A 23,163-nucleotide genomic window follows, 5' to 3' on the forward strand; every position below is an offset into this window, starting at 1 on the left:
TGGTCAAACGCTTTGATAAATCAATCGAAGCGTTGCTAGAATCCGCTGAACCTTATCTGCCCGGCATCGATAGAATATCTGCTGCGCCTGACGCCGGGTTTCAACGAGTTCCGCTGCTCTGAGCTTAGCAAGATGTTGTTTTCCGCGTCGTCAGCAAAGCGAAACAACGTTTCTCGTTCTTTTGCATCCTCGCTCATTCGCCGCCCTGCTATATCTCCGTCTTCTTCCAGTTTAGACGCTTCAGGTGGCCATGCCAATAAGCTAGCGGCAGATGTATGGCCAAATCCGGCAACCTCGGGTGAAAGGCCGGCGGGATGAAGTGGTCTACCGGTATGACGATCAGTCACATTTCGCGTGTGCGCAAGTGTCTGGCGGATGCCGGAGGAAGTATAATAATCCACATCTAATGGGGCTTTTCTATTTGCTGAGAGAAGGATGATGCCGGGCCGGTTCAGTCAGAAATAGCTCAGGGGGCAACTGGTGACGCGGTTCTCCCTCTTTCTCGGCCTGCTAAGGGTAACGATGATCGCAGGCATACTTGGCCCCATTTCGCTGGTCCTACAACTATAGGCGACACTAACCGCTCGGTCCGTCCAATTATCGCCGAGAGCGTTGCTGGAAGTTTAGGAAAAATCCGCATCGACGTTTTTCAGGACGGCACCATCGAGGCGGCAGACGACGGACCTGGTATTTCGTTATCTGAAAGGGAAAAAATCGAGCCATTTACCGGGTGACACCGAAATCGGTTGGAGCAGGGCTTGGTCTCAGTGTTCTCAGCCAGATCGCATGACTGCAAAAAGGCTCGTCGGCGTGATCGAAAACCCTTGGGGCGCGAGGGTTCGCTTACAACTTGGCGAACGTTGCGGATCTGAATTAGTAAATGCTCATTGACGCGCAGCGTAATGTTGCTGCAATCTTGACGCTAACATAGGGAGTTTGGCAATAAGGTCCGACGTCTCCAAACAGACCCGGTATTGCAGAACTTCGCCAAAGCACCGAAAGAAATCCAAGGATATCCCTTATGACTGGCAGGTACCTCTCTATCACCGTTTGTTTCGCCTTGGCGTCCATTGGCCAATGCATGTCAATGCGCAGAGCGTCGAGGAGACAAACAAGAACATCGATCAAGTTCTCGGGGACTATGTTGCCTACCAAGAGTTTTTTGAGGCTTTGAAGGCCGCTACAACTCTTGGAGATAAGAAAGCGGTATCGAATATGTAAGATATCCGCTCAAAACTAAGGTGTACGGTAAGTCGGGGGTCATAAAAACTGCTCAGGAGTTTGTCAAAAATTACGATGGGATAGTCACAGCCAACGTCTGGAATGCTATTTCGTGACAGACATATTCTTCAGTCGTGGCGAGCTGGCAAGGTATTAGCGTTGGCGACGGGATTGTCTGGTTCAATGGGGTCGGTGGTAAGCCGCCATCCGTTAAAGTTCGCATCATTGCTTTCAACAACTAAGAAGACGCGTTGTTGTCGCACCTTAAACATTTTTGAAGGAATGGAAATGACTGAGCCAAGCCCCGGCGATCGCACGCCGGAAGAGCAAGTGCATTATGAAATAGACGAGCGTGCAAGAATCCGCATGATGGGCGAAATCATGCGCGTAATCCAAGAGACACATAATCAAACGACTATTGAATTGGCGGATGCTGGGCTCGTTCATATGCCAATCCCTTACGAGTATCTGGTCGCCGTCGTGGGCCACCAGATGTACTGTATTGAGTGTGGGGCTGATCCACAGGATATGAAAGGCGGGGATCCGGAAATTGCATATGCACTGATCCGGAACCGTCAAAATATTGCGAAGCATTATTGGGGGGCTGATATCGAGCCATATCCATACTGATGCGGCCATCAGTCTACACCGTCACCTAAATATCGGCTAAGCGGTAAGGCCATTCCGGCAAAGGTCACCCATGTTGCGCATACTGCCCATCATCCCGCTAGCCATATTGATGAGTACTGAGAGGGAGGCATTAGCCTCTCAGTCTTGGGAGCAGAAAAAGTGCGAGATTTATGGAACCGCATGGCAGGAAGCACGTGAGTTTTTCGGAACTGGATTCAGAGAGGATTTCGTAGAGCGGAACCAGAAGTTCGAGGGCATAAATAGTTCAGTCGTGGTTATGGTCAGAGCAGGAGCGTCTGGGACATTTCTTCCCGTTAATAGCACTTCATCGACAAGCGGGGCGCAGGCAACCGAGTGCTCTTGGGTGAGATGAAATACCCCATGTGGTTGTTTTGGGAACACTTTTGTCGGTCCCCTGATCACGCCCCTGAATGACGGTCGCTTCCTGCCGATCAAGGCGTCCTTTCGCGGTTGACGATCCGTAAGTGCTGCATCGCGCAAAAGTTCCGAAAGTATGGGACCCCGATGGCTCACCTGTGGTCAGAGACTGCACGTCACTCCAGGAAGAGCGATGCTTGAGATCCTAAATCCGTTTTGACGCTTCCGCCTTGGTCAGATCCTCGGCATAGGCATCGGGCTGATGCGACTGCTCCGACAAGGTCTTTAGATAGGAGCGTTGCGCGCCGGTCATCGGTTCATCACCGCCGATCCAGTCGTCCGGGTCTTTCTGCGTGTTGGACGAGGTATCGGTTTTCGGGTTCTTACTCATAACGATCTCCTGAATTCGTTCTGAAAAACTTCTGTGGTGGTTGTCGGAGCATCACAACTTTTCATGGGGAAGTCAGGAGATTTTCAATGCCCCTGTTGGAGTGCAGACGATCTTAAACCTGCCGACACGTCTTCAAGGGGCAAAACAGCCATATAACGTCGTTACACGTCTCATGGCGAAGTCGTCCCATGTACTCAAGACGGGCCGCCGATATAAGTCGAACATCGCGATCGTCGAAGATCTCCACGATTTAGCCGGCCTTCCGGAGGATGTCCTTGAAGGTCGGCTGGCAAACTTTCAATCCGAGGGCTTGTTCACTGGCGCTGACAATGGACCCAAACAGCGAGAATTTGACGATAATTTCCAGGAAAAGCTGGCGCGCCTGTTCTCGTCGGCTGCGACACCGCGCCTCGCGGGCGTTCAGATCAAGGCGCCTATGTGCCTTCGCGAAAACGGTGAGTTGATCGTAGCAGTCAATGCCCCCTTCACCCACATTCTCAAACCCGTCGGCACGAACGGGTTTGAACACCTCCCGATATTCGAGTGGATTGGTCTTTCGTTCGCGCGGGCCGTCGGTTTCGAGGTGCCCGAAGCAGCCCTTGTGCCGATGCCGGGCGGTATGACGCCAGCCCTTCTTGTGGAACGGTTTGATGTTCGCCGATCCGGAACGATAGCCGTCGGTTGGCTATGGAGGATCTCTGCTCGATCCTGGAGCTTCCTGCAGAAAGAAAATACGGGGGACTATCGAGCGGATGGCAAGGGGCCTGCGGCCGTTGTCGACCTCACTGGAGGAGGATCTGAAAACTCTATTTCTTCGAGCATTGTTTGCATGGTTCATCGCCGACGGAGACATGCATTTGAAGAACTTGGCCATGTTGAAGGTAGCGGAGAGGGGGAGGACCAATTCACCTCAGTTCGCTTTGCGACTGTATATGACGCCGTCACCACCCGTGTCTTTCCAAGCCTGGAGACGGATCACATGGCGTTAAAGCTCAATAGCAGGGATGATCGTTTATCACCAGAGGATTTCATGACACTGGCGCGAACAAGCGAATTTTCGCTCCGATGGGCATCGGATGCCATGGCGAGGTTTTGCGCGCAGCATGACGGATGTGTCTGGTGAGCTTGCCGTGCCTCGAAGTCTCGAGAACGAAGGCAGGAGAACAGTCGAACGCGTCTACGCAATTATTCGCGCTCGAGCCGAACCATTTATATAGATGGCCTGCCTGCAAGCACCGAGACGAGGTCGGATTAGCCAGATCGCCCTCAGCACAAACCCATAAGCAACTCGATAGGCCATCAAGGCACGTGGCCCACACCACCCGTCAAGATAAGGGGTGAAGCGGCAGGTACAATTGAGTAGTCCCGGGTTTCGTAGACACCCCTAGGCTAGATTGTTTTCTGCTGCTCTCGAACTCGATGTGCGATAGCATCGCTTTCCTGATGTGCTCGCCACCTCGGATTTGAAGACGGTTTCACCTTTCTAGACATGTGGAACCATTTGAGCGGCAGTGATCGAGTCGCAAAGCATCTCTAATGGAGAACGATCTGTCGCAATCTACTAGAAACTCGCAACGAACCGGCTACTGCCATAGGACGGACTAACTTCTTAGATATGTCGGGGCAGTGATTCAGGAAGAGGCGTAAAATGATCGAAGATATTAGTATTCAGCTTTCCTTTTTTGTCGAACATGGGCGAGAGCGAGAAGCCGCGAATTTCTATACAGCGGCTTTCGATGTGCAGGAGATGGACACCTACACCATAGACGGCGCACTTGCTGGCGTCGCCATGCGGTTTGGCGAGTTGGCCGTGACGGTTGCCGGTTCAAATCCAAATCGAGAAAGGACGCCCTCCTATGGCGGCCCATTCTTCCCGAAGCAGAAGGGGGCAGTCAGTGCGATATTCCAGATCAGTGTTGGTGATATCGATACCGTGTTCAGGCAGGCCATCGCGGCAGGCGCTCTGATCCGCGACGAAATCCAGATCGACACGCTCGGCCGGCGTATAGCCTCGATCTTCGATCCCTTCGGCCACATTTGGGCGCTGGTGGAACGGAAGCCGAAAGCTGCCTCATTGGCGGCGTGATCGTCGCACTTGCATGGAGATTGCGTTCCGGTCCTTGGAACCAGCGACATTCTCGAACTCCGATCATGGTTCGCTGACGCCGAGTTGTCGCGTCGTCTGTCATATCCAACCGACGAATGGTTCGCCTACGTGACGGCTGGAGCGGGCTCCCACTGCTGGGCGAGGAGGGCGGCAGCACCATCGGCGTGGCGCAGGTTGATCAGGAGGATTCCGAACGGGGTTATCTCGATCTTGCTGCCCCGATCTCAGAAGCCAAGGGATCGAGACGACGTTTCTGTCAGGACCAGGACGCGCATATTTGACCTTGGAGGGACGCATTGAGCCGGACAACGTGGCAAGTCTCGCTTGTAGCCAACGTTGCGGGTTCGAACTCCTTCCGCAACTGGATGCGGATGGCTTGCTTCGAGCGATCTACCATTCGTCACGCACGTCCTGAATTTCGAGTGCGTCAAAACTCATATCTTTTCACGCCGAATCGGTTTATGAACCTCGCGTTCCGTGTATCTTGCAAACGCTTCTAGCATTAAAGGGTAGCGGTTATTTTGCATCCTCTTACTATTGATGACGTCCTTGCGCTACGAGAGTTTCCAGTAATCTGCGGGCCGCAATTCGATATTGATCCAGCCGGAGCCCTATTGGCGTTCTGTGTCCCCAGAAGCCTGAAGGATGCCTCGCGGTTCTTCCTCTCTGCAATTGGCGGTGGCGAGGGTGAGCTTCAGATAATCGACTTGAATACGGGTGATTTGCGGCTGCCGATCGCCTGTGGTGATCTGGGCGTGCTTTCACCGCTGTGGTCGCCCGATGGCGCGATGATCGCCGTGGCCGTAACAGACCACATTTCTCCATCCTGCCATCGTTGACCCAGAACTGGGGACGATGCGGGTGTTAATCGAGCGCAACCTCGAACTCCCCGGTACCCGCCATTTCTTCAGATGGCTTGATAATAACACCCTTGCATGTGAGCTTACCTCTGGAAACACGCCTACTCTGTGGCTCGATGTAGAAACGCGGGGTGCGCGCGCAAGCATCGAGGCGTGGAAGCGAGCTTGGGCCGGTCGGAATACCACGGCGAGCAAACTGACCAGCGAGCAGTGCGCCGTAAAGTGGAATCTTTCCGAACCTTGTGCGATTGATATCTCCACCGGCAACTATCGGACATTCGAGCCAAATGCGGAGCTACCGGAAATGATGCGCGCGTTTGTTGAGCGGACAGGGTCGGACTACCCGCCTCGCTGCGTTGGAGAAGGGAAGCCAGTCCCTTATGAAAGTGTAGAGGTCACATCTCATCCCGAAAGAGGGCAGACCATCTATCTTGCCCGCAGCGATGACAGCACACGGGTTCTGCGGCTGGCGAATGGTGAAGTCAGCACCTTGTTCGAAACCGATACCCATATGCGAGCGGTGCTTGCGTCCGCGAGACGGCATATTCCATTCACGACGACGCAGGGCCGTCATGAAATGCTTCTAGCTATCCTGCCTCCCGACTATCGCGGCGGCGAGAAACGCCCGGCCGTTGTTTGGGTGTATCCGGGGACATCTGTTGCGGACAATCTGGTTCATCGGCAGCATGGCATTAACGAGCCTGGCGCTTTCAATTTGCACCTTCTAGCCGCGCGTGGTTTTGTCGTCATCGTACCGGGCATTCCTATCGATGACGAGGCGCGAGGTGGTCGGGAACTGTCCGAATGCCTCGCGGATTCGATACTGCCAGCTTGCGAAGCTGCCATGGCGGCTGGCTATGTCAATCCGGAACACATCCATGTAGCTGGCCATAGTCTCGGCGGCTGGGCGGCGCTGGTGTTGCTGTCCGAAACGGATGTCTTCCGCTCCGGTGTTACCCTTGCGGCTACCAGCAATCTTCTGTCGAGGTGCGACGATGTTCGGATGCGATACGGGGAAATCTGTCAGGATGATCAGCAGGTGATGATGGAAGAGAATTTCTTTCTTTCGGGACCTCCTTGGCGAATGCTCGATCGCTATGTCCGTAACAGTCCATTGTTTTCGGTCGAGAAAATCAAGGTGCCTGTCCTGATGCTGCACGGGGATCAAGACTATGTCGCGATCGGTCAGTCCGAACAGATGTTTTCCGCTCTCCGTTCGCTTGGCGGGAAAGCAGAGCTGGTGCGCTATTGGGGAGAGGGCCATGTTCTGGAGAGCCCAGCGAATATCAGGGATGCCTGGGTTAGGATAATTGACTGGTTGGGAGCTTTCTGTTTGTCAGATAGCCACGAGACACCTGCGTCGCATAATTCCTAATTTTGCGCTGTTGCAGAAATCAGCTAATCAAATCGGACAAAACTAGGGATTTTAGCAAGAAGAAGGATCGGGGGCGCTTTTGAGCTCGATTCCATCTTCCGATCTGCGCCGAACCTTGATTTTTCGGCTATGGCGGTTCCGGAAAAGTTGGTTGGCTCGCAAGCTTGGCGATTTATTGCAACGCGCGCCAGCCCATCTCAACTATCTCCGATGAGAGCTTAGAAATTATGGGATAGTCCGAAATACTCAGCTAATCGCGGAAGCCGGAAACGCTGACAGTTGGTTTTAGGGGGATGTGTATGAATGGCTAGCGAATGTCGTCCTGCACAGGGCTACAATATTAATCCGGATCGACCCGCCAGAAATGAGTGTATCGCCAACTCCACAGAGCGTGGACTACCAAGAGTGGTGGTAGCGAGGAGGCATTTTAAGAACTCCTAGAGTTGATCGCGTGCACATAATTGAAGCTGTTTGAAGGAACCAGAGCAACCCCGTCTCGAATGGGGGGGCCGGAGTGGGATGGTCATTCGAGCTACATTCGATGGTCGTAGATCATTGCAAAATTTGGCATTCTTTGAATTGCAATGATGATTGAGCGGAGAAAACAAAATGAGCGATCATCCGGAAGAAAATCCATTTGATGGTAAGCGTCCGGTCAAGCCACTTCTGACGGAACTTTCAGGTTCCATGGCAAGAGCTCATCGATCCGGTTTATCGGATGATCCGAGCTACGGGTAAGGAAATCCCGGAGATAGGCTTCGGGATTGAGACCGTTGAGCTTTGCGGTTTATGCCGACCGTCGAACTATGCCGATTAATCAACTTTCTGCCAACGTTTCCGGTATCATAGCGGGCAGCTAGTCGGCATAGTTTAGGGTCTCTCCGTCGCGGTTGACGCGAAGGAGAGGACACATGAACGCAAGTGACTATTTGAATCGCAGCGCCCTATACCGGAAGCTGGTCTATGGTCCGTATCGGGAGTTTGCATCTGAAGGGCTTAATCTCGAAGGCGCTGGCCGACTGTGTGCCGTCCATCCGCCGCTGGCGACTTGCCGGCCTTCCAACATTCCTGCCACGAGAAGGTCCAGAAGGTTCTCGATGCCTGTGATCGGACGACGGCAATGGGGCATCGCGACTATGCGGTTCTGATGATCCTTGCCAAGCTCGGTTTGCGCGCCAGCGAAGTTGCCACCCTCAATCTCGATGATATCAACTGGCAGTGCGGCACGATACTCGTAAATGGCAAGGGGCGGCGGCAAGCGACAATGCCGCTACGTCACGACGTCGGAACAGCTATCGTCGCTTATATCCGGCATGGGCGGCCGGCTTCCGCGTGTCGGCGAGTTTTCTTGCGAACCCTTGCGCCGCACGTGGGTTTTGCCTCCGGCTGCGCCATCACGATGATCGCGAAGCAGGCGCTCGAACGGGCGGGCATTGACGGCTATGCGCATCACGGTGCCCATCTTTTCGCCACAGCCTTGCGACCGACCTTTTGCGGTCAGGCGCCAGCTTTGCGGAGATCGGCCAATTGCTTCGCTATCGAAGCATCGACAGCACAAGTATCTATGCCAAGCTCGATATCGAGAAGCTGCGTGAACTGAGCCTGCCCTGGCCGGGAGGTGTCCAATGAGCCAGCTTCGAAGCTGAACAGCTACCAGAGTTCATCGGAGGATAGGGAGCATTCTCTCATGAGGCAATACGAATCTCACCTAGATTGCCGCAATGCAAAGAAACTGCGATATACCTCAATCTTATCGGTTTCCGCCTCGAAACTGTATCCTTTAAGATACTCAAGGGATAACCACGTACGATTTACAACCGCGCTTTGTCGCCCCGTGAGCCCTCCGGCTAAAATATCGCCCAAGATACTAATTGCGCAGTGCCTGAGATTGTCATATTATAAAATAATCAATTTTGACGTGCACATATGTTTTTATAATTTATAGTACTATGCAAAAAAATATTGGAGATACGATTGCGATACGTAGTAATTCTGAGAACGAAGAATGGTGAAACACCTGTCTTTGAAGATGACGACATCACCCGTTGCGTTAGGTGGATTGACAATCAGGAGAAAAACCATCCGGCAATTTCATCGGAAAACTGTAGGGTAGCCGATCGCGATTTTGAACAAAGCGCTGTTTGGCAGAACGAGGGCTATTCAACGAAAAGGGTATGACGTCCGGTCGACTTGTTGTCCTTGATCTCGTCAACCTTCACCAATTGTTAATTGTCACTGAAAACAGGTAGCACGGGATATTTCCACCCAGATGGCTCTGACGCACATTTGCTGACGTTCCGCTCCTACTATGCGCCGATCAGTCGTGCTTGCAGCAAATCGAGCTTTGCTCTTCAGTACATCTGGCGGTTGACGAGCTTCGAGCGTGTGATCTGACCTTCCGTTTGCCCATTTGACCACGGTGAGATGATTGCATTCCTCACGGCTTCGAGGTCCTTCTCGACGCCGCCAGCAAACGACCCGACCAAGCTGTTCCGAGCGGCTTCCAACCATTCGTGGAGCTTTCGCGCGGTCTTCGAGCGTAACCGCCCGGTTGCTCTTGCAATTACCCACATCTGAGTGTCGTTGCCATTTCGGTTCCGAGGCGAATGTCTGTCAGCCGACTGAGGCCGCGCCAGACGACCGTATTTCCCGGTGGCGGATCTGATGTTCTTGCAAGATAACCACCCAAACGAGCGAGTTTGGTGAGATAAAAGTTCAGCGATCCCGGCGTCGCTTGCCGGTTGCCTGCGTTGCTGACCATTTGATCGAGAATTTCAATTTCCTGTTCGGTGAGAGCCACGGTTGGCGGTGTTTCGGGCGCAGTGCGCGCGAGCATTGTCAACCAAAGCACTCTCCAGCTCATGATGCAGAACACAGCGACGAGGTTTGCCAGTCGATCGGCTGTTCGTAATCTTGCATCTTCAGCCCGGCAACCGGACTTGAGGATCTTATGGAAGACTTCAATCTTCCAGCGCATTGCATACCATTTGATTTTTTCGATTGCGTCCTCGCAGCTATTCACCTCCAGATCGGTCAGTAGCTTCCACTCGATGCCCTTGCGGCTGGCCGGGGGGTTGGGCTCCACTGCATGGATGACGGTCAGGTCTAAAGCAGGATATCGTTTCTTCTTGCCGATGGGCGGCAGCACCCGGATCCGTTTGAATCGGATATCCAGGTGGACTTTGGTGACCTCGTCGGTATCGGCGCGAACTTCGATGAGATGCCGGCCAACATTTTCAACATCGCGCATTTCAGCCGATATCGTGTGATCCCCGTTGCCAGCTAGCCGGTCCACGATGGTGCGCACGATGAAGTGCGTGCCAAGCTCCTTGGTCAGGCAGTAGAGTTCGTAGATATCACTTTCGCGATCGCCTACATGAATGCATCGGTCCGGTTGACCGAGAAGCCCGACGGATTGGCGCAGATTTTCAAGCCAACGGATGCTTTCCTTGGTTTCGATCGGAACACGTGTCGGATTGATCTTGCGTTTGAGCTGAGCCGTGCCCTTGAATTTGTCGCGGCTCCAGAACTTGACGGCCGCCAACCCTAAGGGTAGCCCATCCAAGGTTACCGCAAGGCTCGAATGCATCAATATCCCGCAGACCGTATGGTGGCGCAGTCGCTCCTGTTTGTCGCGGCCACTGTTGACGCTCTTCGTAAAGCCGACGGCATGCGGATTGCGGCGTTGATAGGTAAACTCGGTCGTATCCTGCAGCACCAAGATCGGACCATTGGATGCGTCGTAGCGTTGAGCGGTCGCGGCGAAATGCCCGTTGAGGATATCACCTTCCTCAACGTTCGGATTGGAGAAAAACCGATAAGCGGCTTTTGTGTTGGCCCAGTCCTGGCAGGCGAAAGGAATGGAGCCGCCCATATGCTCTCCAAGCTGTCGTAAAAGTTCTGTGCAACGTCGGCCAAGACGAGCATCCTTGAAAGACCCCGCGTCTATTTCCTGCTTGCTCCAATGGCCGTCACTATCAGCCATCACATCGTCTCGAACCGACATAAAGCACCGCCTTAAAAGAATCAGGTGCTCGACACAGAATCACAAGTGATTCTTTCGATTCAAGATTTCGGCGAAAGCTTTTCGTAAACGAGTCCGTTACTTATGGGTAATTGCAAGCCGGTTGCTACCGCGTAGATTTGGCTTTGATGCGAGCGACGAGCAGCTCGTTGTCAACAAAGCTGTCGAGGAAATCGTACCATTCTTGGGATGCAGTATGAGGGATATCTGCGGCGTGAAGAGGCAAACACCGTCATTCGTGATCTCGTCGGCGAAGGTGTATCCATCAAGGAGATCGTGCGCCGAACCGGGCACAGCCGGAAGCTGGTCCGTAGTGTCGTTCGCGGTCAGCGGACCGACATCTTCAGGGTCCGGCAAACTTCCCTGGAACCGCATCTGCCTTGGCTTGAAGCGCAATGGATGCGGGATTGCGAAACGGCGCTGAACTTTGGCGGCAGCTTCGGCTGGCTGGGTTTGGCAGAGGCCTCCGCGTTGTCACGGAATGGGCAACACGACGAAGGTGGGCGGAAAAGGCCGAGAACGGAGTCGGCCACGCGCCCGCAGCACGCACCGTCGTCCGTCTAATGACCCTTGACCGCAACAATTTGACCAAGGCTCAGACGATGACGGTCGCTGCGATCGAGGAGCGACTACCAGACCTTGTCGAGGCCAGAGATGTCGTGGAGAGCTTCCACGAAATGCTGCGGCGCAAGTCTAAAGATGACATGGACACGTGGATCGACCGCGCAGCAACAAGCTTGGTCGCGTCATTTGCCAACGGCGTAATCCGCGACAGAGCCGCGGTTCAGAATGCAATCACTTCAATTTGGTCGAACGGCCAGACAGAGGGCCAAATCACCAAGCTAAAACTCATCAAGCGCCAAATGTACGGACGCGGGAAAATCGATTTGCTTGAGGCACGTATCGTCGGAGCACCCTAATGTCATCGAGATTGCGTCAGACCCCGTTTGGACGCCGATTGCCCCATGTGGGGTCCTTATTCCATGCCTAATCACATTCTGCAGGCCGAATACGTCGTTGCTGCTCTCCCGCCGCGGCTGTTCGAGGCAACGGTCGCGTTCACGCCGGAACAGGAGACCGGAACGGCAGCGCGCTGGCGCAACACGCCGACATGGATGGCACCGCACGCGAAGTTTTTCGCCGTTTACGACCAGCCGTTCTGGCGATCCGCCGGGCTTGCGGGCACGGGGCAGAGCATGGTCGCCCCATTGGTCAAGATCCACGACGCGACCGGGTCTTCGAGCAAGGCGGCGCTTTTCGGCTTCCTCGGCGTCGGTGCAAGCCAGCGGACCGTCCTCGGTGACAACGCCATCAAGCACGCTTGTCTTACCCAACTCGGAAGGCTGTTCGGACCGGAGGCACTGGCGCCAAGGGCCGCTATCCTGAAGGACTGGGCGTCCGATCTCCTGACGTCGACGGAAGCCGATCTTTCCGACGGCGGTCATCCTGAACCCGGCGACGGTCGATGGGTCGACGGTCCTTGGAACGAGCGCCTCGTGCTGGCGGGCAGCGAAACCAGTCTGTCCGAACCGGGCTACCTTGCCGGCGCCGTCGTGGCCGAGAAGCGCGCGGTATCCGATATATTTTCGAGAATGGATCCCGATGACGCCGAAGATGGGGTGAACGCCGATCAATCGATCGGCGATCGATTGCCACGGCAACGCTCATGTTAGCTTCCGCCAGGCAAGTGATGCAACTGGAACAGCGGACATCACCCACATCCAACGCGAAGCTCTGAGAGAGACTGCCTATTTCCGGCACCACCGTAAAGCGGGTAAGGGGTGGCTAATCCATTCTTAGAGAACCTGATCAGCAACTGGAACCGATGGAACCGGTGGAATAGAGCTTCATCGGCGGGCAGCCGATACTGCGATCGACAATCGTCGGCAAGACTATCCAGCCCTATCTACGCTAAGGCCGTGTCGCGGATGCGTTTTGCAAAATCGTCAGATCGTTAATCGCTCCAGGGGCACGTCGAGCACGATATGCAATCCGTCGGCGAGCCATTCGCGGGACAGGGTCCCCTCGATCCCCTGCAGCGCCGCCCGCTCCAGCGTTGAGCCGAAACCTTCACTTCGCTCGCTCTCCCCCAACGGCGCGCCCCTCTCCGACCATGTCATGCGAAAAACGTCGCCGGTCGTTTCACAGTGAACCCCTAGAACGCCCTGGGTCACGGAAAGCGCTCCATACTTCACGGCATTGGTCGCCATCTCATGCAGAAGCAGGGCGACCGATGTCAGAGCGTTATTAGAGAGCGGCGCATCAGTCCCACCGATCGATATTCTCGAGCCATACTGGTGATCGTGAGGCGCGAGAATAGCTTTCAAAAGGGTTGCGAACGTGGTCGCTGTTTCCGCTGGCACAGCGCCTGAGAGATCGGGAAGGGTCAGGGAGTGAGCCCTGGCCAAAGCCTGCATTCTCGCCGAAAGGTCGGTGACGAGATCTGCTGTGTTGGTGGAAGACTTCGCACTGATGGATATAAGCGCTCCTGCGAGCGTGAAGAGATTTTTGATGCGGTGGTGCATTTCCCTGAGCAGGATCGATTGCTGAGCGGCAGCCCGCTTCTGGGTGCTGATATCTCGCGCGATTTTGGAGGCACCGAGAATTTCGCCCATTTCATTGCGGACAGGCGATACTGTTAGCGATACTTCGATGAGCTCTCCGTTTTTGCGGCGCCGAACGGTCTCGAAGTGGTCGATCCGCTCTCCAGCACGCAGACGGCTGAGAATGTTGCCTTCTTCGTCATGACGATCCTCGGGAATGACCAGAATGATCGGCTTGCCGACAGCTTCGGCTGCGGTATAGCCAAACAAGTGCTCGGCGCCGCGGTTCCACGTGGTTATGACGCCGTCTAAGGTCTTGCTGATGATGGCTTCGTCCGAGTTTTCGACAACGGCGGTGAGCCATGCAGCCGTTTCGAACGCCGCCCTTTTGGTTTCGGCGGCGGCGCGTATTAGCTGAGAATCGTTGGCGTTATCTATCATGGGGTCCTCTAGGCGAACATATTCCCGAGGGATCTTGTTGCTAGGTGAAAAGCGAAGCGGTACATATAGTGGGCTTATCCGACAATCCCAAGTGTTAAAACCATTACCACCTTATCAGGCGCTTGGGCCGACGGCCGAAGGAGCCGCGACCATGATCCAGAAAGATTGGTGCCGTCGAGGTGTGATTCCAACAAGTCGGTGTCGTTGACATCGAGCCTTTGCGGCATCCGATGGAGAGTTGTCATCGCCCACGACCAGAAAAAGACGCGGCTTATCGCGGCAGGAAACAAAGGCGACCGCTTACCGATATATACAGGCACCTCATTTTGAAGGCCTCCCAAACCGATATGGACATCTCGCCGGACTATATCGCTCGTCGCGGGAACCCCGTTAGTTCCTGAAGACCTATTCGATCAAAGCTGGGACGGGTTTAATCTCAGGCAAGGCGCCCCCATTGGCCGCGCCGGAAAGGAGGGCAAGATATTCGTTGCCGTTCAAACCTTCTATCGAAACCAGCAACGGCGACGTCGAAATACAACGGGCGCTAGAAGACCTCGCCATCGCGTCTCCGAGCCGAAACGGTCGAGGAGGCAATTAGGTCCAACAGGCTCGTGCGCTGTTTTACAGCAATTCAACTCTGGCGACGGTGACGACCTGCGTCGCGTCGGGGTGAATATGCCGGCGCGGGTGCTGTGCTTCGTCGACTGTGTCGTGCAGCGAATGAGTACATAGTCCGCAATCCTCGCCGGACCAAGAGACAGACATCCCATCACTGCGGCGTCGTTGGCCGCTCCCATTCAATGACCTGCGCGCAGATCAGCAAGTGTTCGGCGATCTCTCGGCATTACGCAGGCGTTAGCGAATATTGCTCCGAGTGCTCGCCCTTCTCAGCTTGTGGATCTGCGACCGTCAACTTCAGGAGGCAGGCCGTGCCTTGCTCGATGAAGCGGGCGAAAGCAAGTAATGGCAGACCGATCATCCGACCATCCGACCCAATTATGGGCTGGCTCATCATGCTATCCCGCTTCGCGTTCTTGATTTTTCCTGCAGATGAAGTGTGTCCTGAAGAGGTTAAAATTATCGTTAAACTGTAATTAAGATCGGGGTGCGACTATTGGCACTGCGGCTTTTGAGGGGTTCGCCGCTTTTTAACACTGGAGCACGGGCATGAATTTATTTGGTCGTGGTGCAAACGCCGCCACAGCGCTGGCTGCGATCTCAAGATCTCAGGCAATGATTGAATTCGATCCGCACGGCAAGATCCTGACGGCGAACGAAAACTTTTGCCGGACACTCGGTTATCAACTGAGTGAGATCGCCGGCAAGCACCACAGCATGTTCGTGGAAAAGGACTACGCCGCAACCCCCGACTACAAGGCGTTCTGGGCAAAGCTGACCTCCGGATCGTTCGACCAGCGGCAATACAAACGGATCGGCAAGGGTGGCCGGGAAGTTTGGATCGAAGCGTCCTATAATCCGGTGATCCGCGGCGGCAAGGTGATCCGGGTCATCAAGATCGCCACGGATATCACCGTTCAAAAACTGAAAGCCGCGGAAGACGCCGGTAAGATCGCCGCACTCTCTCGCGCCCAGGCCATTATCGAGTTCACGCCGGCGGGCGAGATCGTTGACGCCAACGACAATTTCCTGGGCGCACTCGGGTATTCTTTGCCGGAAGTCAAAGGCCGGCATCATTCGATGTTCTGCGAGGCTTCCTACGTCTCTTCTGATGAATATAAGGCCTTCTGGCGAAAGCTTTCGAACGGAGAATTTGTCGCCGACGAATTCATGCGCCTCGGCAAGGGCGGTCGCAAGGTCTTTATCCAAGCGTCATACAACCCGATCTTCGATATGAATGGCAAGGTATTCAAGGTCGTGAAATTTGCGACGGACGTCACGCCACGTGTCGAGAATGTCGAGCAGCTTGCCGCCTGCCTTACCAGGCTGTCCGATGGCGATCTTTCCCAGTCGATCGACCGGCCGTTCATTCCATCGCTCGATCGGCTGCGCGTCGACTTCAACACAGCCACCGACAAGCTCAAAAACGCCATGGCAACAGTCGCCGACAACGCTCGCGCCATCTCATCAGGTTCTAAGGAGATTGGTAGCGCGGCTGACGATCTCGCCAAGCGTACGGAGCAGCAGGCTGCCTCGGTCGAGGAGACCGCCGCGGCTCTTGAGGAAATCACCACGACGGTAAAAGATTCCAGCAAACGCGCGGTCGAAGCCGGCGAATTGGTCAACCAGGCCAGGACGCACGCGGAACATTCGGGTCAAATCGTGCGCGATGCCATCGCGGCCATGGATCAGATTGAGAATTCGTCCCGTGAGATCTCCAATATCATCGGGGTGATCGATGAGATTGCTTTCCAGACAAACCTGCTTGCTCTGAATGCCGGCGTCGAAGCAGCGCGTGCCGGAGAAGCCGGTAAGGGCTTTGCGGTTGTAGCTCAGGAGGTCCGCGAATTGGCGCAGCGGTCAGCCAACGCCGCTAAGGAGATCAAAACCCTCATCACTGCCTCGACTGGGCATGTTGCCAACGGCGTCTCTCTCGTCAGCAAGGCAGGCTCGGCACTGGAAGAAATTGCCACGCAGGTGAACCAGATCAATGGCAATGTTGTTTCGATTGTCGAAGCGTCCCGGGAACAGTCGACAGCGCTTGGTGAGATCAACCACGCCGTCAACACCGTCGACCAGAGCACGCAGCAAAACGCTGCTATGGTCGAGGAACAGACCGCTGCCAGCCACAATCTGGCGCAGGAAGCGGCAGCACTGTTTGCGCTACTGGAACAGTTCAAGTTCGGTGGTGACGTGCCCACCCGTGTTGACATCCCTGCCCCGGTCTCACGCCAACCCGCCACAAGGATAGCGCACGCTCAGCCGCGATCGGCGCCGCTTGCCGCCGCTTCCGCGGCTGTTGCTCACCAAGCAAGCTGGGAAGAGTTTTGACGGTGGGACATTCGGGGCCGGCCTACTGGACAAGGTGGTCGCGCAGTTCCCGAAACCCGTGCAGCCCGATTGCTTTACAAAGCCGGAAGATGGTTGCCTCACTGACATGCGCCTCGACAGCGATTTCCGGGGGGCTCATCAATCCAAAGGCGTCGGGGTCCGCGAAAAAGAGATCCCGCGACCCGTTGCTCGAATGGTCTGAGCGTTTCGTAGGCGGCCTTAAACCGATCGATGATTTGCACGCGACGATCATTCATCCGCTGACTGTGCCTCAAAATCGAGACTGTGAAAGAACCGCATGAGCAGACGGCGGTCGAACTGTCCCTCGGCCGCCAGCATAAAACGGGCAGCGTCAGCCGCACTCCATGGTTTTTTGTAAGCGCGACGCGAGGTCAGCGCGTCATAGACATCGCAGATGGTGCAAATCTTGACCGGCAAGCTGATCTGATCGCCGTAAAGCCCCTGGGGATAACCTTTGCCGTCGATGCGCTCGTGATGGCTGAGACATATGTCAAGGACGGCCTTTGGGATCTCGCTTTGCCGATTTAAAAGCTCATGGCCGAGAACCGGATGGGCTCGAACGTGGTCCATCTCGCGATTGGTCAACGGACCCGCTTTGTTCAGCACGGCAAGACGGATACGCATCTTGCCGATGTCGTGGACAAGTCCTCCCATTCCGATATCCCTGATGATCTCTTCATCGAGTTCAAGCGCCCGAGCGAGATGGACCATCAGGGCGCAAACGGCAATGGAATGTAGAAACGTGTATTCGTCGCGTGACTTGAGGCGGGTCAGAGCGATCAGGGCGCGGCCGCCGTCACTCATCGATCCGGAAATATGTTCGACCGCGGTCGTGGCGCTTGTGTACGAGACTTGCTTGCCAACTTTCGCCTCTTCGAATACTGCTTTGACCAATGGTTTGGAGAGCTCTATAGCCCGGAGCGCGCGCTGAACTTCGGGCGTCAGCATATTTTGCGCCGGGTGCTCAGCCTTGCCTTTGGCCGTGTCGATAACCACGGCCTCGACGCCGCTCCCTCGTAGCTGCCCGACATCGTCATCGCGCTCCAGCAGAAACTCTCCGCGCCAGAATGGTCGATCGGGCCAAACGCCCTCGATCGAGACAATATACATTCCGCGCCGGACATCTGCCGGCCTGATGCGTTTGAGCATGTCCCACCCCGATAAGGCAAATACCTCGTGGATCGCTAAGAGCTAGCGTAACACCATTCCGCAAATCGCGTCATCCACTTTGCGACAGATTTCGGTATGGTGTCTCGATCTCGGCCTATTTTGCAGGTTCCGATCGAAACCGTCAGATATTGGTAACCCTTTGGTGAGCACGACCTCCAAGAAACAGCTCTTTGATAAGTAATTTGCAACTCCGACGTCGTTCAATACTTTCGGCGGGATGGAGACCACGATGTTACTTGGACTACAAAACAGCATCCTCAGAATGGTGGCGCAGGGTGACGACCTGGGCGCTACGCTTGTGAAGCTATGCTCGGAAGTGGAGCTGCTGCTGCCCGGAACTTACGCGTCCATTCTGACCCTCGACAGCCAGTGCCAACTTCACCCTGCGGCAGCACCGAGTTTGCCCGCTGGATACTCTGCCGCGCTCAATGGCCTCGTAATTGGCGCCGGCGTAGGGTCCTGTGGCTCGGCAGCCTTTCTGCAACAGGCCGTCACCGTAACCGATATCGAGCACGACCTGCGTTGGGCCGACTTCAAGGCTCTCGCCCTTCCTCTTGGCTTGAAAGCCTGCTTTTCGAGCCCGATCTTCGGTAGCAAGGGCCGGGTGCTAGGCACGTTTGCGCTATATTTTCGCGAACCGCGTTCGCCCTCTCCACTCGAACAGAGCATCGTTGAAGGTTGTCTGCCGCTTTGCATGATCGCGCTTGAGCGTTACGAGCGGCTTCTCGAGCACCGTCGCCTGGCATTTACCGACGTGCTGACCGGCCTGCCAAATCGCGCCAAGTTCAACGACACGCTGGAGAAGATCACTCGGCAACAGAGCTGGGCCCTCCTGCTGGTGGATGTGGACGATCTCAAGACCGTCAACGACACGTTCGGGCACGCGGCGGGCGACGACCTCATCGCTGCCGTTGCGCTCGCGCTTTCGCGAGCCGCGGCCCGGCTGCCGGTCTATCGCCTCGGCGGCGATGAATTCGCGATCGTTATCGATCGTGCCACAAAAGAAGACGCTGAACGGCTTGCCATTAAGGTTGCAACTGAGATTCGCAGGCCCGTCATCTGCGCTGGGCATACCGTCAATCCGTCCGTGACGGTGGGTGTTGCCCATTCCAGGGAGCAACTTTCCAGTGCGGATGTGCGCCACCACGCCGATATCGCCCTCTACCACGCCAAAGAAGAGAAGCGCGGAAGTTTTGCCGTATTCGACAGTGCGCTGCGATCGACTATCGCCAAACGAACCGAGACCATTCACGCCGTGGCAGCCGCGCTGAAAGAGGACCGGGTTGAGGCCTGGTATCAGCCGATCGTGCGCATCGATACCGGCGAAATCGTTGGCCTGGAGGCGCTCGCCCGCATGCGACTTGCCGATGGCACGGTAGTGCCGGCTGGATTGTTTCACGAGGCAACCAAAGACGTCTTCGTGGCTGCCTCTCTCACGCGCCAAATGATTGCCTGCATCGCTCGCGACGTCGGACAATGGTTAAGCCTGAACATCCCGTTACAGCATGTCGGGATCAACGTGTCCGCAGCGGACTTTAGCAGCGATGAACTCCCGGCAATCCTTGTTCACGCCTTCGAGCGCGAGAATGTCCCTCTCCACCACGCAATCCTCGAAGTGACCGAGTCCGTTTATCTCGGAGGTAAGGACCAGACCGTCGCCACGAAGATCGCGGCCTTGCGCGCTTCCGGCCTGAAGGTCGCTTTGGACGATTTTGGCACCGGTTTCGCCTCGCTTACCCATCTGATCACTGTTCCAATCGACATCATCAAGATCGACAAGTCCTTCATCGACCGGTTCGCGCCCGATGATGTTGGCACAGGCATCGTCGAGGGCATTTTGCACATCGCCACACGATTAGGTATTCGGGTCGTCGCAGAGGGCATCGAGACTCTTTCTCAAGCGGAAATGCTGCTGGAACGCGGCTGCCTCCTCGGTCAGGGCTACCTATATTCGAAGGCAATCCCGGCGACGGAGATGACTGCCCTCCTTCAATCTAGGTCGCAAAGGCTTGACTCACCCGCCGTCGTACGGAAATTTCCCACTCGGAACACGGCCTGATATCAAGCAGACCTTGCTCGGCAACGATGGCTGCACTATCAGGCAAAGATCGTAACCGGATGTCAGCAGGCATCGAGAAATGGAAAATAGGGGAAGAATGATCGGAGAGTGGGCGGAGCTTCTTAGCGCGCTTGCAAATCCGAAACGATTACAATTCCTGCTTCTTCTTGTACAACACTGAGAGATGTGCGTGGGTAAACTCGTCCAGAAGGTGGACCTCAGTCTGCTTTGATCCCCAAAAACTGGATCGTTCATAACTGGAGTTTTCCGCGTTAAATTCCCGGCTGGGAACAGGAGCGGAAGCTATGAAGGCATCGAAGTTTTCGGACGCGCAGAAAGCGTTCATTCTAAAGCAGGGCGATGACGGAGTGCCGGTGGCAGAGATTTGCCGTAAGGCGGGCATCAGCCAGGCGACTTATTTCAATTGGGGCAAGAAGTATGCTGGGCTGCTGCCCGACGAGGTGCGCCGATTGAGAGCTCTGGAAGATGAAAATACCAAGCTGAAGCGGATCGTCGCCGATCTGACACTGGACCGCGAGATGCTCCAGGACGTCATCCGCCGAAATGTATGGTCCGCCCTGTCATTGCAAGGATTTTAGGTTCCGGCGATAGCAGTTTGCGTAAATGTATCCGGCCTCTCGCGAGTGGACTGCTGTTGCAGCCAGGCCCTGATGAGATCCGCACATTCTGTTTCCAAATAGCTTCTTCGGGCACGAAGCCCGCTTTCGACCAGGATTTACAGAATGTCGATCAACTGTCTCGTCATCACCCTCGAACCTCGCAATCTGTCCGGCCTCAACGGCCAGAAAGGCGATTTGGTCAAGCTGTTACCTGACGCAGGTACGTAGCCCCCGGCTTTGTCAGAACAACCCAAACGATACGGGCCAGCTTGGCAGCCAAAGCTACGGTCACCTTGTTAACGTGCATTCTCAGCCGCAAGGTATCGATCCAGACGCCAAGACGATCCTTGCCGCGATCGAGATGCAGCATGGATGACCGTGCCCCATGAATGATCAAGCGACGAAGGTAGTTGTTGCCGCGTTTGCTGATGCCCAGGAGGTTCTGCTTCCCTCCGGTGGAATACTGTCGAGGCACCAGACCCAGCCAAGCCGCAACATCCCGGGCTTTGGAAAACCGTGTCGGATCACCGATCGCGGAAAGAATGGCGGTTGCGCCAAGCGGCCCGATCCCCGGAATTGTCATTAGGCGTCTTGCGCGCTCGTCGGTATCGGCGATCTTCTCAATGTCGTCAGAGACCTGTTTGATCCGGGCTTCGAGCCGGCGGAAATCATCATGCAGATCTCGTAGAACAGATCGCGCCATAGGTGTCAGATCATTGTCGAGGTCATCCATAACCCGGCAAATGTCGACCTTGAATACGCCAGCTCCCTGTCGCATCGCGACACCATGCTCGAGGCAATAGGCACGCATTTGGCAAATCAGGTTCGTCCGGGCCGATACCAGTCGGCTACGAACCCGGTGCAGCATTTGAAGGTCAACCTGATCCGTTTGCTTGATACCAACAAAACGCATTGCCGGTGGCGTTGCAGCCTCGGCGATTGCCGCGGCATCGATGATGTCATTCTTGTTCGACTTCACATAGGGCTTGACGAATTGCGCAGGGATAATGCGGACGGAATGACCCATCGTCTGCAGTTTGCGCGCGAGCCATTGCGATCCCGGACAGGCTTCCATTCCAACAAGCGTCCGGTGAGCCCGTTCGAAAAACTGCAACAAAGTCTCACGTCGGAATTTGACGCGCTGAACGATCGCGCCCGAGCAATCAAGGCCCACGACATGGAAGAGGTTCTTTCCAATGTCTACTCCAAAGACGGCGCACTCCTGCGGTTGGTTACGATTCATAATCAGGGCCCTCCTTTGCCCATCCCCACTATGCTCTCGGGAGACAGGGCGGACCATCCCATTAGCTCTGAGGCCTGCCAGGCAGCGCAAGCTGATAGATGGGATGCTGGTGGATTGGGGCGTCTCGATCAGAGGGGCCTGCAAGGTGTTGAGGCTCGACACATCGACCTACCATTACAAATCCCGCCGCACCGGACAGGCCCCACTCGAACGACGCATCAAGGAGATTTGCGAGACGCGCGTGCGATATAGCTATCGGCGTGTCCATGTCCACCTGCTCCGCGATGGATGGAAGATCAACATGAAGAAGACACGCAGGATTTACAGAGAGTTAGGTCTTCAGCTGCGCAACAGGCATCCCAAGCGCCGGGGCCAAGCTTCGTGACGATCACCAGGAAGCTGTCGGACCGAACGATGTTTGGGCGATGGACTTCGTTCACGATCAGCTCGCGACCGGGCAAGAAGCTGCGTATCCTAACCGTGGTCGATACGCACTCGCGTTACTGCCCAGCCGCCGACGCCCGCTTCACCTATCGAGGCGAAGACGTGGTCCAGACTCTGGAAGGCATCTGCAGGAAGACCGGCTATCCGAAGACAATAAGGGTGGATAACGGCAGTGAGTTCATCTCTCGTGATCTCGACCTGTGGGCCTATGCCAACAACGTCACCCTGGACTTCTCGCGGCCTGGTAAGCCGACCGACAATGGCTTCATCGAGGCGTTCAACAGCAAGCTGCGCGCGGAGCGCCTGAACGCCCATTGGTTCCTGACCCTTGCGGATTCGCGCGAAAAGTTGGAGACTTGGCGTCGATACTATAACGAGGAACGTCCTCACGCGGCGATCGGATATAACGTCCCGATTGACCTGCATAATCCCGGTGGAACAACCAGCCAGCCATCGTGATCAAAGCCGGAAAACTCAAGCATCCGGCGGTCCAAGGTTTGGTCCCAGAGCAACAAAACCCAAGGCTCTCCTGAAAACCGGAGGAAAGATGGCTCTGTCGAAGGGCTGACCGGTGGAGCGGTGAAGTAAGATTTCGTCGCGCAGGAAACGCGACTTAGCGTGGGAAATATGAAATTGATGATCGATTCAACCCAATATCCCGAGTCTGGTCTACCTGACGAACGAATG

The 23,163-nt window shown here is 55.4% G+C and carries 16 protein-coding genes and 6 pseudogenes; 13 read left to right on the forward strand and 9 right to left on the reverse strand.

The window, feature by feature from the left end; all coding sequences use genetic code 11:
- Positions 1–1,380: 1,380 nt before the first annotated feature.
- Positions 1,381–1,851: a hypothetical protein gene (locus AC5YUO_RS26445; protein WP_496156731.1), complete on the forward strand. Its 471-nt coding sequence runs from the start codon at positions 1,381–1,383 to the stop codon at positions 1,849–1,851.
- 583 nt (positions 1,852–2,434) lie between these two features.
- On the opposite strand, the gene AC5YUO_RS26450 is transcribed toward AC5YUO_RS26445, so the two are convergent.
- Positions 2,435–2,620, reverse strand: coding sequence for a DUF3072 domain-containing protein (locus tag AC5YUO_RS26450; protein WP_496156732.1), 186 nt, complete (start codon positions 2,618–2,620; stop codon positions 2,435–2,437).
- A 40-nt stretch (positions 2,621–2,660) separates the two neighbouring features.
- On the opposite strand from AC5YUO_RS26450, the gene AC5YUO_RS26455 reads away from it, so the two are divergent.
- The 3 genes from AC5YUO_RS26455 (at position 2,661) to AC5YUO_RS26465 (ending at position 5,008) form a co-directional block, all read left to right on the forward strand.
- On the forward strand, positions 2,661–3,743 hold the full coding sequence (locus AC5YUO_RS26455) for a HipA domain-containing protein (protein ID WP_496156733.1): 1,083 nt from the start codon (positions 2,661–2,663) through the stop codon (positions 3,741–3,743).
- Between the two features lie 525 nt (positions 3,744–4,268).
- On the forward strand, positions 4,269–4,706 hold the full coding sequence (locus AC5YUO_RS26460; RefSeq protein ID WP_496156734.1) for a VOC family protein: 438 nt from the start codon (positions 4,269–4,271) through the stop codon (positions 4,704–4,706).
- 116 nt (positions 4,707–4,822) lie between these two features.
- Positions 4,823–5,008: a hypothetical protein gene (locus AC5YUO_RS26465; protein ID WP_496156735.1), complete on the forward strand. Its 186-nt coding sequence runs from the start codon at positions 4,823–4,825 to the stop codon at positions 5,006–5,008.
- A gap of 413 nt (positions 5,009–5,421) precedes the next feature.
- On the opposite strand, the gene AC5YUO_RS26470 is transcribed toward AC5YUO_RS26465, so the two are convergent.
- Positions 5,422–5,544 (reverse strand): hypothetical protein, encoded by a 123-nt coding sequence (locus tag AC5YUO_RS26470; RefSeq protein ID WP_496156736.1) that lies wholly within the window; start codon positions 5,542–5,544, stop codon positions 5,422–5,424.
- Positions 5,545–5,588: 44 nt separating this feature from the next.
- On the opposite strand from AC5YUO_RS26470, the gene AC5YUO_RS26475 reads away from it, so the two are divergent.
- Positions 5,589–6,962 (forward strand): alpha/beta hydrolase family protein, encoded by a 1,374-nt coding sequence (locus AC5YUO_RS26475; RefSeq protein WP_496156737.1) that lies wholly within the window; start codon positions 5,589–5,591, stop codon positions 6,960–6,962.
- Between the two features lie 655 nt (positions 6,963–7,617).
- On the opposite strand, the pseudogene AC5YUO_RS26480 reads toward AC5YUO_RS26475, so the two are convergent.
- A pseudogene (locus tag AC5YUO_RS26480) lies at positions 7,618–7,749 on the reverse strand (transposase domain-containing protein); the annotation flags it as partial.
- A 333-nt stretch (positions 7,750–8,082) separates the two neighbouring features.
- Here AC5YUO_RS26480 and AC5YUO_RS26485 point away from each other — a divergent pair.
- Both AC5YUO_RS26485 and AC5YUO_RS26490 read left to right on the forward strand, forming a co-directional pair.
- A pseudogene (locus AC5YUO_RS26485) lies at positions 8,083–8,352 on the forward strand (tyrosine-type recombinase/integrase); the annotation flags it as partial.
- Positions 8,353–8,453: 101 nt separating this feature from the next.
- The gene (locus tag AC5YUO_RS26490; protein ID WP_496156738.1) at positions 8,454–8,591 is read left to right on the forward strand and encodes a hypothetical protein; all 138 of its coding nucleotides are present in this window, start codon (positions 8,454–8,456) and stop codon (positions 8,589–8,591) included.
- Positions 8,592–9,313: 722 nt separating this feature from the next.
- Here the strand turns inward: AC5YUO_RS26490 and AC5YUO_RS26495 are convergent.
- Together AC5YUO_RS26495 and AC5YUO_RS26500 are read right to left on the reverse strand one after the other, a co-directional pair.
- A pseudogene (locus tag AC5YUO_RS26495) lies at positions 9,314–9,481 on the reverse strand (ISL3 family transposase); the annotation flags it as partial.
- Between the two features lie 44 nt (positions 9,482–9,525).
- On the reverse strand, positions 9,526–10,947 hold the full coding sequence (locus AC5YUO_RS26500) for an IS4 family transposase (protein WP_496156667.1): 1,422 nt from the start codon (positions 10,945–10,947) through the stop codon (positions 9,526–9,528).
- A 228-nt stretch (positions 10,948–11,175) separates the two neighbouring features.
- Between AC5YUO_RS26500 and AC5YUO_RS26505 the strand changes: the two are divergent.
- Both AC5YUO_RS26505 and AC5YUO_RS26510 read left to right on the forward strand, forming a co-directional pair.
- Positions 11,176–11,906 (forward strand): annotated as a pseudogene (locus AC5YUO_RS26505) (ISL3 family transposase); the annotation flags it as partial.
- A gap of 63 nt (positions 11,907–11,969) precedes the next feature.
- A complete protein-coding gene (locus tag AC5YUO_RS26510; RefSeq protein WP_496156739.1) occupies positions 11,970–12,659 on the forward strand; it encodes an FAD-dependent oxidoreductase in 690 nt (229 codons plus the stop codon).
- A 273-nt stretch (positions 12,660–12,932) separates the two neighbouring features.
- Here the strand turns inward: AC5YUO_RS26510 and AC5YUO_RS26515 are convergent, their stop codons facing one another.
- A complete protein-coding gene (locus AC5YUO_RS26515; protein WP_496156740.1) occupies positions 12,933–13,970 on the reverse strand; it encodes a PAS domain S-box protein in 1,038 nt (345 codons plus the stop codon).
- 1,167 nt (positions 13,971–15,137) lie between these two features.
- Here AC5YUO_RS26515 and AC5YUO_RS26520 point away from each other — a divergent pair.
- Entirely contained in the window at positions 15,138–16,919 is a 1,782-nt protein-coding gene (locus tag AC5YUO_RS26520; protein WP_496156741.1) for a methyl-accepting chemotaxis protein, read from the forward strand.
- 22 nt (positions 16,920–16,941) lie between these two features.
- Here the strand turns inward: AC5YUO_RS26520 and AC5YUO_RS26525 are convergent, their stop codons facing one another.
- A complete protein-coding gene (locus tag AC5YUO_RS26525; RefSeq protein WP_496156742.1) occupies positions 16,942–17,172 on the reverse strand; it encodes a hypothetical protein in 231 nt (76 codons plus the stop codon).
- A complete protein-coding gene (locus tag AC5YUO_RS26530; RefSeq protein WP_496156743.1) occupies positions 17,169–18,089 on the reverse strand; it encodes a cyclic di-GMP phosphodiesterase in 921 nt (306 codons plus the stop codon). The genes AC5YUO_RS26525 and AC5YUO_RS26530 overlap by 4 nt, the downstream gene beginning before the upstream one ends.
- A 250-nt stretch (positions 18,090–18,339) precedes the next feature.
- Here AC5YUO_RS26530 and AC5YUO_RS26535 point away from each other — a divergent pair, with 250 nt between their 5' ends.
- Both AC5YUO_RS26535 and AC5YUO_RS26540 read left to right on the forward strand, forming a co-directional pair.
- Positions 18,340–20,169 (forward strand): bifunctional diguanylate cyclase/phosphodiesterase, encoded by a 1,830-nt coding sequence (locus AC5YUO_RS26535; protein ID WP_496156744.1) that lies wholly within the window; start codon positions 18,340–18,342, stop codon positions 20,167–20,169.
- 305 nt (positions 20,170–20,474) lie between these two features.
- Positions 20,475–20,732 (forward strand): annotated as a pseudogene (locus tag AC5YUO_RS26540) (transposase); the annotation flags it as partial.
- Positions 20,733–20,988: 256 nt separating this feature from the next.
- Here the strand turns inward: AC5YUO_RS26540 and AC5YUO_RS26545 are convergent.
- Positions 20,989–22,032, reverse strand: coding sequence for an IS110 family RNA-guided transposase (locus AC5YUO_RS26545; RefSeq protein ID WP_496156745.1), 1,044 nt, complete (start codon positions 22,030–22,032; stop codon positions 20,989–20,991).
- 64 nt (positions 22,033–22,096) lie between these two features.
- Between AC5YUO_RS26545 and AC5YUO_RS26550 the strand changes: the two are divergent.
- Positions 22,097–22,935, forward strand: a pseudogene (locus tag AC5YUO_RS26550) (IS3 family transposase); the annotation flags it as partial.
- Between the last annotated feature and the right edge of the window lie 228 nt (positions 22,936–23,163).

It is taken from the genome of Agrobacterium sp. LEGMi-208b (assembly GCF_059511785.1).

What these genes read in the sequence shown, in the direction of transcription:
- AC5YUO_RS26510 (WP_496156739.1), top strand. Translation starts at nt 11,970, where the DNA reads ATGCCTAATCACATTCTGCAGGCCGAATACGTCGTTGCTGCTCTCCCG.
- AC5YUO_RS26530 (WP_496156743.1), bottom strand. Translation starts at nt 18,089, where the DNA reads ATGCTCAAACGCATCAGGCCGGCAGATGTCCGGCGCGGAATGTATATT.
- AC5YUO_RS26520 (WP_496156741.1), top strand. Translation starts at nt 15,138, where the DNA reads ATGAATTTATTTGGTCGTGGTGCAAACGCCGCCACAGCGCTGGCTGCG.
- AC5YUO_RS26515 (WP_496156740.1), bottom strand. Translation starts at nt 13,970, where the DNA reads ATGATAGATAACGCCAACGATTCTCAGCTAATACGCGCCGCCGCCGAA.
- AC5YUO_RS26535 (WP_496156744.1), top strand. Translation starts at nt 18,340, where the DNA reads ATGTTACTTGGACTACAAAACAGCATCCTCAGAATGGTGGCGCAGGGT.
- AC5YUO_RS26460 (WP_496156734.1), top strand. Translation starts at nt 4,269, where the DNA reads ATGATCGAAGATATTAGTATTCAGCTTTCCTTTTTTGTCGAACATGGG.
- AC5YUO_RS26450 (WP_496156732.1), bottom strand. Translation starts at nt 2,620, where the DNA reads ATGAGTAAGAACCCGAAAACCGATACCTCGTCCAACACGCAGAAAGAC.
- AC5YUO_RS26525 (WP_496156742.1), bottom strand. Translation starts at nt 17,172, where the DNA reads ATGATCGTCGCGTGCAAATCATCGATCGGTTTAAGGCCGCCTACGAAA.
- AC5YUO_RS26500 (WP_496156667.1), bottom strand. Translation starts at nt 10,947, where the DNA reads ATGGCTGATAGTGACGGCCATTGGAGCAAGCAGGAAATAGACGCGGGG.
- AC5YUO_RS26545 (WP_496156745.1), bottom strand. Translation starts at nt 22,032, where the DNA reads ATGAATCGTAACCAACCGCAGGAGTGCGCCGTCTTTGGAGTAGACATT.
- AC5YUO_RS26465 (WP_496156735.1), top strand. Translation starts at nt 4,823, where the DNA reads ATGGTTCGCCTACGTGACGGCTGGAGCGGGCTCCCACTGCTGGGCGAG.
- AC5YUO_RS26470 (WP_496156736.1), bottom strand. Translation starts at nt 5,544, where the DNA reads ATGTGGTCTGTTACGGCCACGGCGATCATCGCGCCATCGGGCGACCAC.